General features: G+C 35.7%; 10 protein-coding genes. 1 reads left to right on the forward strand and 9 read right to left on the reverse strand.

Annotation, left to right across the window (positions count from 1 at the left end; all coding sequences use genetic code 11):
* Positions 1 to 3 precede the first annotated feature (3 nt).
* Genes AC6H33_RS09535 through mqnP form a run of 4 tightly spaced genes read right to left on the reverse strand, consistent with a single transcriptional unit; the run spans position 4 to position 3,067 of the window.
* Positions 4 to 1,167 (reverse strand): FtsW/RodA/SpoVE family cell cycle protein, encoded by a 1,164-nt coding sequence (locus tag AC6H33_RS09535; protein WP_497604651.1) that lies wholly within the window; start codon positions 1,165 to 1,167, stop codon positions 4 to 6.
* Between the two features lie 6 nt (positions 1,168 to 1,173).
* The gene (locus AC6H33_RS09540; RefSeq protein WP_497604652.1) at positions 1,174 to 1,692 is read right to left on the reverse strand and encodes a hypothetical protein; all 519 of its coding nucleotides are present in this window, start codon (positions 1,690 to 1,692) and stop codon (positions 1,174 to 1,176) included.
* The gene (locus AC6H33_RS09545) at positions 1,689 to 2,210 is read right to left on the reverse strand and encodes a hypothetical protein (protein ID WP_497604653.1); all 522 of its coding nucleotides are present in this window, start codon (positions 2,208 to 2,210) and stop codon (positions 1,689 to 1,691) included. The genes AC6H33_RS09540 and AC6H33_RS09545 overlap by 4 nt, the downstream gene beginning before the upstream one ends.
* The gene (gene mqnP, locus AC6H33_RS09550; RefSeq protein ID WP_497604654.1) at positions 2,207 to 3,067 is read right to left on the reverse strand and encodes a menaquinone biosynthesis prenyltransferase MqnP; all 861 of its coding nucleotides are present in this window, start codon (positions 3,065 to 3,067) and stop codon (positions 2,207 to 2,209) included. The genes AC6H33_RS09545 and mqnP overlap by 4 nt, the downstream gene beginning before the upstream one ends.
* Before the next feature lie 68 nt (positions 3,068 to 3,135).
* On the opposite strand from mqnP, the gene miaA reads away from it, so the two are divergent.
* The gene (gene miaA / locus AC6H33_RS09555) at positions 3,136 to 4,029 is read left to right on the forward strand and encodes a tRNA (adenosine(37)-N6)-dimethylallyltransferase MiaA (RefSeq protein ID WP_497604655.1); all 894 of its coding nucleotides are present in this window, start codon (positions 3,136 to 3,138) and stop codon (positions 4,027 to 4,029) included.
* On the opposite strand, the gene AC6H33_RS09560 is transcribed toward miaA, so the two are convergent.
* Genes AC6H33_RS09560 through nuoL form a run of 5 tightly spaced genes read right to left on the reverse strand, consistent with a single transcriptional unit; the run spans position 4,026 to position 13,205 of the window.
* A complete protein-coding gene (locus AC6H33_RS09560) occupies positions 4,026 to 5,759 on the reverse strand; it encodes a GNAT family N-acetyltransferase (protein WP_497604656.1) in 1,734 nt (577 codons plus the stop codon). The genes miaA and AC6H33_RS09560 overlap by 4 nt on opposite strands.
* A gap of 56 nt (positions 5,760 to 5,815) precedes the next feature.
* Complete coding sequence (locus AC6H33_RS09565) at positions 5,816 to 8,182, reverse strand: DUF7494 domain-containing protein (RefSeq protein ID WP_497604657.1); 2,367 nt, start codon at positions 8,180 to 8,182, stop codon at positions 5,816 to 5,818.
* 35 nt (positions 8,183 to 8,217) lie between these two features.
* Entirely contained in the window at positions 8,218 to 9,726 is a 1,509-nt protein-coding gene (gene nuoN / locus AC6H33_RS09570; protein ID WP_497604658.1) for an NADH-quinone oxidoreductase subunit NuoN, read from the reverse strand.
* On the reverse strand, positions 9,726 to 11,279 hold the full coding sequence (locus AC6H33_RS09575) for an NADH-quinone oxidoreductase subunit M (RefSeq protein WP_497604659.1): 1,554 nt from the start codon (positions 11,277 to 11,279) through the stop codon (positions 9,726 to 9,728). The genes nuoN and AC6H33_RS09575 overlap by 1 nt, the downstream gene beginning before the upstream one ends.
* Positions 11,280 to 11,282: 3 nt before the next feature.
* Complete coding sequence (nuoL, locus tag AC6H33_RS09580; protein WP_497604660.1) at positions 11,283 to 13,205, reverse strand: NADH-quinone oxidoreductase subunit L; 1,923 nt, start codon at positions 13,203 to 13,205, stop codon at positions 11,283 to 11,285.
* Between the last annotated feature and the right edge of the window lies 1 nt (position 13,206).

Here is a 13,206-nt window from a genome sequence, read left to right on the forward strand (position 1 = left end):
TCTTTAATCCATTTTTGTTTTTTTAGAAATCATAAGAACCATCCCAATTCCGATAGAAGCTGCAAGAATCGTAGAGCCTCCATAACTTAAAAATGGAACAGAAATACCTTTAATAGGGGTTATCCCACTTATACCATACGCATTTACCAAAAATGCAAATGCAAGCAAGAGTCCTACTCCCAAACTAAAGAGATAGTTTTTTGAATCTTTTGCTCTGTTTGCAATTTTAAAAATTCTCTGAAGCATTGCCATAAACAACACTACAACAACAAGAACTCCTAAAAATCCAAACTCTTCAGCCAATCCTGCTAAAACAAAGTCTGTATGAACTTCACTCAAAAATCCAAGTTTAAAAGTTCCATTTGAGATGCCAACACCAAAAAGGCCACCGTTATGGATAGCATTTAGTGAGTGCCCTATCTGATATGGCTCTACTTCAGTTGGAACTCTAAGCTGTGAGGCAATTGCTTCTGGAAAAATCTCTAAAATATTGTTTTGTGCTAAAGCCCACCACGACTTTATACGTAATATTCTATGTTCTGCTGTAAAAATAAAAAATAGAAAAAACAAAACTGCACCAATCAGTAGAGTTAAGAAGAAGCGGAAACTACTCCCAGCAAACATCAACATAAACAAAAGAGTAAGCCCAAGCACAACAACTTGTCCTAAATCGTTTTGAACAAAAGCTATAACAAACATCGCCCCGATAAAAACAATTCCATAAGGAGCAAATCTTATATACTCCTCTTTTACGCCCATACCACCATGATGTCCCAATTTTCTTGAAAAACTCCATGCTAAAAAATATACAAATCCTATTTTAAAAAACTCAACTGGGGCTAAAGAAAAACCAAAAAACTTTATCCATCTCTTAGCTCCACCTACTGCGGAGACTAAAAATTCTGGCAAAAATGGCATGGCTACCATCAAAATAGTTGAGCCTACAAAGAGAGAAAAACCTATAGGAGCAAGGTGTTTGTCCGGATCGCCTTGAGCTATAAACCAAATAACAAATATACTTAAAAACCCAAAAACAGTCTGTCTAAGTGCAAAATGAAATTGGTTTAACTCAAAGAGAAGTGTTATGTATGCGGAGAGTGAATATGTAAGAACCACACTTATACCAATAAGAAGTGCTACGACTGTAAAGAGTTTTCTATCTGCCATATACTTTTACTTTATCTTGTTGATTTTTAGAACAAACTCAACTTCAGCTTTAGATATATGCAACTCTTTAGATATAGTCTCTAGTCCGACTCCCTGCTTATAAAGCGAGATAATTTTTTCATCATCGTTGCCATGGATAGAAGCTGGAATAGATATTTGCTTTACTCCACTCTCAAGAGAAGATAGCCTTGACTCAATGTGTCCTTCTATCATGTTAATACTATCTTCGAGTCTTTTTATTGAGACACTAAGCGGTTTTACCATATCGTAAACTGTTCTCTCAACCTCTTGATAAATCTCCTCATCGTTCATTCTACTGCTATTTTGTTTGATATTTGTTTGTGTTTCAGTTAGCTTTTTCTTAAGATAAAAAATCTCTTTATTTAACTCTTCTGCAACTGTTGCAACAGAGCGGATGTTTTTATTGTACTGAGCATCTTTTGTAAAAACATAATATAGAAGATATAAAATCATAGCAGCCATAGCTACAACTAGATACTCTATATTTACAGCCTCTAATCTCACGCTTTACTCTCTTTTGCTTCACGAATCAGCACTCTCTCTCTTGCCATCAAGTAAGCTCCCCACTCTCTCTCGTCACGTTCATGCAGTTTTGTAATTTTTGCGAGCGAGGAATCAATAGCTGTAAAAAGAACTGCTATATCACGTTTTGGATGAATTGGCATAAGCACTCTTCCATAGTACTCAACGCCCTCTTCAAAAACATCTTCTCTCATTTTAAAATGTTCAAATCCTATTGATTCTATCTCTGACTCATTTGTTAGTGAAACTATTTGAGGTTCTTCATTTTTTAAAAATCTTTCTAAAGAGTCAATTTTTCTATGAAGTTCAACAAGAAGATTTAGAAGCACTGGGTCAGTATCTGATGTGTCACCTTTTCCCCGAGCTAATTTTAGCCACTGGTTTATCGGGTCATTATCGCTCTCGCCAAGTTTGTCAAACTCTCTTAAATATGCTTCACTATCTTGAGAGAGAGGACTAAAAGCCATACTAATTGGAGCTTTTACTAAACGAATACTCATCCTAAAACCTTATCCATCACTATTAAGATAAAAAAGAGTATGCCCAGATAACCATTAACTGTAAAAAATGCTCTATCTATTTTTGTAAAATCTTTTCTAACTAAATAGTGTTCATATCCAAGCATAAAGGCACTAAGTACGATTGCATTATATGCAAAGAAGCCAAGCCCTGCAACCCAAACAAAAAGAACCCAAAAAAGTATAGCAAGTGAGTGAAATAGAGCTGAGAGCAGCATAGTTGCGTCCTCCCCATACTTTGAAGGAATAGAGTGTAGCCCTTTTTCTTTATCAAAATCTATATCTTGTAAAGAGTACAAAAGGTCAAATCCTGCAACCCAAAACATAACTCCAAAACTAAGCAAAACAGACCACGCTGTAATCTCTGCACTAACTGCCACAACACCTGCAATTGGGGCAAGTCCAAGAGAGAGCCCTAAGATAATATGCGCTAAAGAGGAGAATCTCTTAAAGTAAGAGTAACTCCCTAAAATAAATAAAATCGGGAAACTAAGATAAAAAGCCAGAGGATTAATAAGATAGGCAACTGCAATAAAAACAAAGCCATTGACAACCGTAAAGAGAAATATACTCGTAGAATCAAGTCTGCCATCAACATTTGGTCTTGACGCCGTTCGTGGGTTTAATGCGTCTATATCTCTATCTGCAAATCTGTTAAGCCCCATAGCAAAGTTTCTAGCGCTAAGAGCGGCAAATATGCCAAGTATTAAGAGTCCAAATCCGAACCATCCATCTGCGGCAACTATCATAGCTATAAAAATAAAAGGGAGTGAAAAGATAGAGTGTTCAAACATCACCAATTCGTTAAAATCTTTAAGTTTATCTATATAACGTTTCAAATCCAACCTTGGGCTTTTTTTTGTTTTATTTTACCCAAAGTTGATTTAAATATCGATATAATTTTTTTATGATTCAACTAGCAATTATTGGCGCAACCGCATCTGGAAAAAGTGATTTGGCGATAAGAGTCGCAAAAAAAATAGATGCTTATATACTCTCAATCGACTCTCTTAGTATTTATAAAGAGATTGACATAGTTTCTGCAAAACCCTCCAAAGAAGAGTTGTCTGATGTAAAACATTTTGGTATAGATCTTCTTTATCCAAACGACTACTTTAGCGTGGAAATATTTATAAATCTCTATTGGGAAGTTTTAGAAATCTGCAAAAAAGAGAAGAAAAATCTCATCATTGTAGGTGGAACATCTTTTTATCTAAAATCCATGATAGATGGACTCTCTGAGATACCAAAGATAACAAAAGAGCAATTTTTGGATGTAAAAATAAAACTTCAAAATCTACAAAGCTGTTATGAATTTCTCCATGCTCTTGATAGTGAGTATATGAAAAATATCTCTTCAAATGACAGCTACAGAATAGAAAAAGCCCTTATTATCTATGAAGGCTCTGGACTTGCTCCAAGTGAGTGGTTTAGAGTAAATCCTCCAAAACCAGTAATTAAAAACATAGCTATTTTTAACATTGATGTTGATAGAGATATTTTAAGGCAGAGAATTAAAACTAGAACCACAAAAATGCTTACTTTAGGGCTTATAGATGAAGTGTGTGACTTAGAGAGGAGATACACAAGGCTTCCACATTCCATGAACTCTATCGGTATAGTAGAAGTTTTAGAGTATCTTGATGGCAAAGTTGGCAAAGATGAAATGATTGAAAATATATCTACTCACACTATTCAACTGGCTAAAAGACAAGAAACTTTTAACCGTAATCAATTTGACAACCTAATGAGCGCGCCACTTGAAAAACTAGAAGAAATTATCTTCTCCTCTTTAGCTTAAACTACAGATCCGCCCCAGAGCCCCTCAAAAAAACTACTTGCATTTTCTCCAAGGGTTTGAGTGCGATATCCGCCCTCTTGAACAACTAAAGTCTGCATTTTTAACGCGCCGATAAGTCGCCCTATCTCTTTAAAATCTTTAGCTTCGTGAGACCATGTTCCAGTTGGGTCTGATTTTGCAGTATCAAGCCCCAAACACACTACAAGATAAGATGGAGCAAACTTACTAATCTGCTTTAGTGCACTAACAAGAGTGCGACGGTACTGCTCTGGTGTAATATCTTGGGCTAATGGATAATTTATATTAAATCCTTCTCCATCGCCCTCTCCACGTTCATCTTTAAAACCTGCAAAATGAGGGTATGCGAAACGAGGGTCGCCATGAATAGAGATTGTTAAAACATCACTGCGATTATAAAAAATATCCTGCGTTCCGTTTCCATGATGAAAATCAATATCCAAAATTGCCACTTTTCCAAAACCGCTTAGATGATGAGCCGCAACAGCTCCTGAGTTAAAATAGCAAAATCCGCCTAAAGTACGGCGTTCTGCATGATGCCCTGGAGGTCGTACAAGCGCATAAGCTATATGAGTACCGTTGAGGATTGCATCTGATGCGGTAACTGCGCAATCAACTGCTCCACGTGCCGCTTTATAAGCATTTGCATTAAGAGGTGTAAAGGTATCTAGCGCATAATATCCGACTTGCAACTCAATATCTTTGGGCGGTCTAGCCATATTTCTAAGTGGAAACACTATAGGGTAGATTGATTTTCCGCTCTCAATAATTTCACATGCTCTGCGAAGATAGTCAACATAAGCACCAAGATGTACCTGTTTTAAAAGTTTATCACTCGTATGTTTAGGCATGACTCGTAAAAATAGTCCTGTTTTTTCCAATGCCTCAAGTATAATAGGAATTCTAACTGGAGCTTCAACATAACCTTGTTCTTGAACATGATGAATATCATGCCCCTCATTTACGACTAAAATTATTTTTTTTCTATCTTGAAGTGTTGCTTTTGATAATAGTGCTTTACGAATATATTTTGGTGCACGAGAAGTAAAGTGCTCATCTTTAAATGAGCGCACGACTTCGCTTATCTGTGATTTTGAAATTAAATCGCCATATTTGCGTTCTAAAATAGCTCTAACTATTTTATGTCCCAATTTTAAATCTATCTGCTTCTTTTGTCCAAGAGTATCCATCATCAAGTAGTAAAGATCTTGATCACCAACATTAACTGGAGAGGCATAAATATTGTTGATGATTGGATATACGCCGTAACGCTCATAAAATTTCATTCGAGCAATATTTTGCTTGAGCGTAGCTTCATCAGTTATTACAGAAGCGTCATCTACAGCGCACTCAAAAAAGAGTCCATTAACACCAAGTAGCAGACACTCTTCTCTGATGTACTCATACAAAGCACTCCCAATCCCACCACCAGTTTTCCCAGGTGCCGTAGAGATAAGCTCAAGGTAAGCAATCTTAATGTCAGGCATATGAAGAAGCATCGCGAATGCTTTAACTCTCCCAAGAGAGTTTTCTACTACAAAAAGAATAGATCTGTAGTTGTATTTCATAGGATCGTTTAACTGCAATGAGATTTTAACAAGCTCCTCTTTTCGAGCAGATGGAAACTGTTTTTTCAGTATCTCACGAACTTGCTCTATTGTCTCACGATTGCCCAAAGATGTGTTGTCAAGTATTTTTCTTATTCTAAACATTAGCGTCTCATCTTATATGTAAATATACAATATTGTAACTCAACTATATAAAATTTCTAGTTGCTATTTATAGTTTTAGCACTCTTTGCAAGTCCTGCCCAAGCAGAAGTTGGATCTGTGTCTATCGCTTCTTGATACGCTTTTTTGGACTCATCATCTCTCCAGAGTCTCTCTAAAACGCTTCCAAGGAGGTATTTTTGTCTTGATTTGTTATTTTTACTCAGTGTTGCATCATCAAGCAGTTTTATGACCTCAAGAGCTTTGTTGTAGTTCTCTTTTTGAATGTATGCTTCATATAACGTAAACTCTACATACGGTGTTTGGGGTCTTGAGTCTGATTTTTTTTGAATATTTAAAACTTTTTCACCATACTCAATAACTAAGTTTGTATCTTTTGTCTGACTTCCAACTCCCATAACTGCTACATATCTATCTATGTCTACATAATCCTCGCCATAAATGTTAATAATTTTCAGAATTGACTCTATGATTTTTTCTCTATTTTCTACTCTCTGATATGTATCAAATAGATTTCTATATACATCCATATAAGGGGATTCTTTATCACCTTGTATAAGCGTAACAAGCTCTTTTGAGGCTTCTATCACATTGCTATAATTTCCTGTTGCAAAATCTATCTTGATATATCTGTATAACCATTTTTTTCTAAGTTCTAAATCTTTAGACTTTATATTTCTATCTGCCATCTTTTTAGCAAGTTCAAAATCCCCGCCCTTCATAGCACAATCATAAATTCCATCATCCCACTCACTTGATAGCTCAATACTGTATTTTGATGAGATAAGAAGAACTTTGTTACACTCTTTTTCTTTTAGTGACAACTCCATTACGCCTATTGCTGCATCAGTGATAAGTTCAGGTACATCTCCGTACTCTACTTTATCTAGTTTTGTCATATCTTCTTCAAGCGAGAGAGCCTCTTTAAACATTTTTTGCTCTATCAAAAGTTTTACTTTCTCATAAAGAGCTTTATCGCCAATTCTATCTCCTGCGTACTCATTTATCAACTTATCATATGTCTCAAATTTGGTAGTTGTATTATCATCATTTATATCAAAAAATAGTGAGTCTTTTGCAAATTGTACGTCTGATAAAAATATACCATCTGGAAATTTATCAACATATATATTGAGTGCAATAAGAGCCTCTTTTTTCTTAGATGATTGAGAGAGCCAAATGCCTCTGTTTTTCATTAGTTCTTCGTATCCATCTTCAGCGGTTTCCATATTTTCATAGAGTGCTTTTGCTATTGTAGCGGCTGATATAAAGTCACTGTTATCTGCAAATTCATACATCATATCTGTTGAATCTACCTTTTTTTCAATAAAGTATTTAGGACTTACGAGGGCTATTTTTTCTATATGTTTTGCTGCTTCACTTATCTTTGTATTTGAGATTAATACTCTGCTCAATCTAAATGCTGCTTCAACAGCAACATCAATATTGTCAGTCTCTTTTAGTGCTTTTTCATATAGTGTCTGGGCTTTTTGGGTGCTTCCTGACTCCTCTAGCAGTTCTGCCATATAGATATATCCCCATTTAGCATAAACAGAATCATAATGTTCGCTAAATAGTCTGTCATAAAAATAATCAGCATCACTATTCAAGCCAATTTTATTATAAGCCTTTGCAATCAATGAGATAACTTCAGCAACATTCTCATCAGATGAGTAGTCTCTTAGGTACTCTTTTGCAACTTCAATAAGCTTCTCATTTTCATTTAATTTAGAATCTATTCTAATCTTATAAAAAAGTAACTCTGCCCTAAATAGCGAGTTTGGATACTCTTTTATAATATCATCACATAGCTCTAATGCAAACTCATAATTTTTTTCATCATATAATTTTTTTATTTTTATATACTCTGTTGCATCACCAACTCTTTTAATATGTACTGGGTTACCTTTAATATCTAGGCTTCCTACGTATGGAAATTTATTTTGTTGTGATGTAAATGGAAAATTGATAGCAAGATTATTAGTTGGATCTTTTTTTATAAATGGGATTTCATTTTTATAACCAACTATCATCCAATGCTCAGATAGCTCTACATCTGCGCCAAAGAGAGTCTCCTCTTTTGTGAGATTAAATACTATTGGATAAAGTTTCATTTTTTCATATGGTTTTATTATTAAGAAAAAGGTCCCTTTTTTCACTTCACTCTCAATTTCAAAAAAATTGTTTTGAAGTTTTTGTAATTTTTGAGATGGCAGTTTAGAAAAAGCGCATACGATTTTTGTGACGTTTTCATAATCATCTTTGAACTCTTGACATAAAAATTTATCATTATGATTTAGATGAAGTGTTGAGTAAGCTTCATGATTTTCTTTTGCCCCGCTAAGAGATATCTCAAGAGCAAAAATTTGAAAAGAGAGAAGAAGAAGGAGTGTTATTTTAAACAAATGCTCCCTCCTCCTTTATATAAAAATATTTTCTATTAGTATCCGCTATTATATACAAAGAGCGTAACAAACTCTAAGAGCTGATTTACCGCTATAAAAGCAAAAATAGTTCCTATTGCAGCAAAACCGATAATTGTTTTAAGCGGAAGTGTTGCATTTGCACTATATACGTGTCCATTATTTTCTACTACTGGATCTTTCATAAACATATAAACAATAAGTTTTAGGTAGTAATATCCTGCGATAGCAGAGTTAAGTGCCATAATTAGGGCTAATACAGTATATCCGCTACTGATGGCAGCGCTAAGCATATATAACTTACCCCAAAATAGAGCAAATGGAGGAAGACCAGCAAGACTCAACATAAACAGAGCCATAATAGACGCTGCAACTGGTGATGTCTTAACCATACCAGCAAATTTATCATAACTATGATCTGATTGTTGATGCGCAGGAAGATTTTTCTGTCTGCTTATCCAAAGCATAGAAAACGATCCTAAGTTTGTAAAGCTAAATAGTATCCAGTACAAGAAAAGTGCACTATTTGACTGTGTAGTTCCGATAAGTATCGCAGCCATTACAAAACCAGCATGAGATATTGAGCTATACGCTAACATTCTCTTAACATCTGTTTGAACAAGTGCCCAAATATTTGCCATGGTCATTGTCATTACAACACCCATATATAAAATTACCTCAAGCCAAACAACTCCACTATGAATTAAAAATTCAAAAAGTCTCATAGCTACTATGAATGCCGCTATTTTTGGAACAATTGACATATAACCAGCTAGTGCAGCTGAACTCCCCTCATAAACATCTGGTGTCCATGTGTGAAAAGGAACCATAGAGAGTTTAAAGCCAAATGATGCAAGTAAAAATACAACACCAACAAGAACAAAACCTATATCTGCATAGTTATTAGCCTCTAGAACTGCTGCTATCTGATTGATTTCAACTGAACCTGTAAGTGCGTAAAATACCATCGAACCGAAGCTGAAAAATCCAGCAGCTAGTGCGCCCATAGTAAAGTACTTTACAGCTGCTTCAAATGACTTGTCACGATTGTGCATTGCGATTAGAGTATAAAGCGCTAAAGATGCTGTCTCTAAGCCAACAAATATAAGTATAAGATTATCAGTTGCAACCATAAATTGGAAACCTGCAATCATAAACAAAAAGAGTGCAAAAAATTCAGGATATGAGAACTCATGGAATCTCTTGTGTGTAAGTGCCAATGGTATAAAGAGCATCGAAGCACCGACAATAATAAACTGAGACAATATTGCCAAGCCATCAATTAACATCATGTCAAATACGCCAGTAATTGTTCCATTATCTAAAAATAGCCCTGCAGAATCTACAAGTGCAACAAAGTCAACTCCTAAAATCAGAAGACTTAACATTACGTACAGAGTCTTATCTTGTTCACTTTTAAACAGATCTATAACAATAATTAAGAGTGCGCCAATAATTGGAATTAGCATTGGTGCAAGAGTCATTAGATTTAACGACTCAATCGATACATTTATCGGTGATAACATTAGTGTGCCTCCCCTGATGATTTAGTTATAAGACCCATATCTTTATTGATATTTGGTATTCTTAATTTTGCTTCTTCACTTATAGATTTCTCATGCATCAAAGTAACGATTCCTTCAACACTTTTATTGATAGGCTCTAATAGCGGTTTTGGATATACCCCAAGCCAGATAGTAATAACTGTTAATGGAATAAGTGCAAAAAGCTCTTTTTTGTTTACATCTGGAAGATTTCTATTTTCATCTTTTGTAACCACTCCAAAGAACATCTTTTTATAAGCACTAAGCATATAAATAGCACCAACTATGATAGCTGTTCCAGCTAAAAGAGTCAGTATATGTGACTGCTTATAAAAGCCAAGTAGGCTTAAAAATTCTCCAACAAAGTTGATTGTAAGAGGTAGACCAACAGAAGCCATTAGCATTATTCCAAAGATAGTTGCATAACGAGGCATAACTGAAGCTAGACCGCCAAACTCACTCATAAGTTTTGTATGTCTTCTATCATAAATAACACCTACAAGGAAGAAGAGCGCACCTGAAACAACTCCGTGAGCTATCATTAAAAAGATTGATCCTGTAATACCCTCAACGTTAAGAGCAAACGTACCAAGAATAATTACACCCATATGCGATACAGATGAGTAAGCAACGACTTGCTTAATATCTTTTTGTGCGTATGCAACCATAGCAGTGTATATAATCATTATAATCGCTAAAACTGCTATTGGATACATAAAGTAAACAGACGCATCTGGGAAAAGCGGCAGAGAGAAACGGATAAATGCGTAAGTACCCATTTTTAAAAGGATTGCCGCAAGTATTACCGAACCGATAGTTGGCGCTTGACCGTGAGCGTATGGAAGCCATGTATGAAACGGAAACATTGGAACTTTGATAGCAAAACCAAAGAAAAAGGCAACAAATAGCCAATTTTGGAATGATTCTGGAAGTATCAGACGATACCAATCAAGAAGCGCAAAACTCCAATCTCCAGTTGCTTGATGATAGAAATATGCCATAAACAGCATACCAACAAGCATTACAAGTGAACCCGTAAATGTGTATAAGAAAAATTTAACTGAAGCATATATTCTAAGTGGCCCACCCCACGCACCGATGATATAAAGCATCGGAACAAGTGATAGCTCCCAAAAGAGATAAAACACAATAGCATCAAGTGCAACAAACACACCAACCATTGTCATCTGTAAAAACAGAAGAGTAATGATTAGGTTTTTTATATCTTTCATCTCGCCAAGTGAAGCAATACCAATCATGGTAAAAAATGCAGCTAGTATGATAATAAATAGAGAAATTCCATCAACACCAACTATATAGTTGATACCAAAAGCAGGAACTAATGCGATTTGCTCCATAAATTGCATTCCAGATACATTAGAATCAAATGCAAACCATAACCAAAGTGCAAGTAAAAACTCAACTGTAGCAACAGCCACACCATAAGAGCGTATACTGTTTTTGTTAACCACAAAGCCAAGAATAGCTGCTAATGCTGGGAAGAAAATTAAAATCGATAATATATGATCTAGCATATGTTAAACTCCTAAACCTGAGAGAATTGACTTGATTTCTCCAGAATATCTAGCTGCTAGTCCAAAAACTACAGCTAGTGATAGTAAAGCAACGGTTCCAGCTACCATCCATTTTAACATGGTAGATAGATTGCCACTCTGCATAACTCTTGTTGTATTTCCTGTTTTATAGAGTATATTTGCTATACCATCAACAGTTCCATCTACAATTTTTTGATCTATTTTTGTCCAGAAAATTTCTGATAGCTCTCTGTATGCCTTGACGATATACTCTTCATAAAAATATGGAATGTAGTATTGATTTATAAGTAGCTTATATGCAAAACTATTCTCCATTTTTGAAGTTCCGTCTGGCACTTTAATATCTCTGCGTGTGTATTTTTTATATGCATAAAAAATTGCAAATCCAACAAGAAGTTGAGTTCCTATTGTCATAATCCAATAAGTTGCAGCAGAGTGAACATGGTACTCAGTATCTGGAAGAAGCTGCGTGACCATATCAAAATAACCAGCTTTAAATGCTCCAGCAATAACTGCTAAAAGAAGAAGCGGACTCATAGCAACAAGCATAAACTTATACGCTTCATGTGGATGGATACCAAATAGTTTGTATCTCTCCTCACCATGAAATATAAGTGCAACAAGTCTAAATGAGTAAAATGCTGTAAGTGCTGCAGTAAATAGAAGAACTGCGTAGATTACATAGTGATGATTAACAAAAGCTACTTCTAAAATCAAATCTTTTGAGAAGAATCCAGCAAGAGGAAAGATTCCAGCAAGTGCCACTGAAGCGACAGTCATCATAACAAATGTGCCCTTCATTACCTTGCCGAGACCTCCCATTTTAAATGGATCTAACTCATCGTGCATAGCGTGCATAACATTTCCAGCACCCAAGAATAGAAGTGCTTTGAAGAATGCGTGAGCCATAAGATGGAACAGTGCAACCCAGTAAGCTCCAAGTCCAGCAGCTGCAAACATATAACCTAGTTGTGAGAGTGTAGAGTATGCAATAACTCTTTTCATATCACGGTTTACAAGTGCCATTGATGCAGCAAAAAGAGCAACAAATGCTCCAAGACTTGCAATGAAAAGCCCAACGTTAGGGATTAGCTCATATAGTGGGCTTGAACGAACAACTAGATATACACCAGCTGTTACCATCGTTGCTGCGTGAATTAGCGCTGATACTGGGGTTGGTCCCTCCATCGCATCTGCTAGCCAAGTATGAAGAGGGAACTGTGCAGATTTACCCATAGCTCCAATAAATAAGAAGATTCCTATCCATGTAAGAGTAGCAGTATCAAGTGATGGCATTGCTGCAAAAGCACCATCATATTGTAACGTTCCTGTATTCCAATAAACCAAGAAGATACCGATTAACATTCCAAGGTCAGCGATACGGTTCATAATAAACGCTTCATTAGCCGCCCAAGATGCACTCTCTTTGTGGTACCAAAAACCAATTAGCAGCCATGAACATAGCCCTACACCTTCCCAACCTATAAAAAGACCTGCGAAGTTATCACTCATAACAAGTATCATCATAGAGAAAACGAAAGCTGAAAGATATGAGAAGAATCTATTAAAGCCTTTATCATGGTCCATATAGCCAACAGCGTAAACGTGAACAACAGTAGAAACAAGAGTTACAACCATCATCATTACCACGCTTACCTGATCAACTACAAAACCAAAAGGGATATATAAATCTCCAGTTGCCATCCAAGTCATCATCTCAACATGAAGAGTATGCCCTGTTGTAAATACAAGTATAAGTAAAATAGTACTGCTAATAAGAGATACTCCAAGAAGTGCACTCGGTACTATTCCTGCTATTTTTGTCTTTGGTGAAGCTCCAAAAAGAGCTGCAAATAAAGAGCCAACAAGTGGTGAGAAAAGTGCTGTATATAAAAATAGTTCCATA

The organism is Sulfurimonas limnophila, assembly GCF_059705345.1.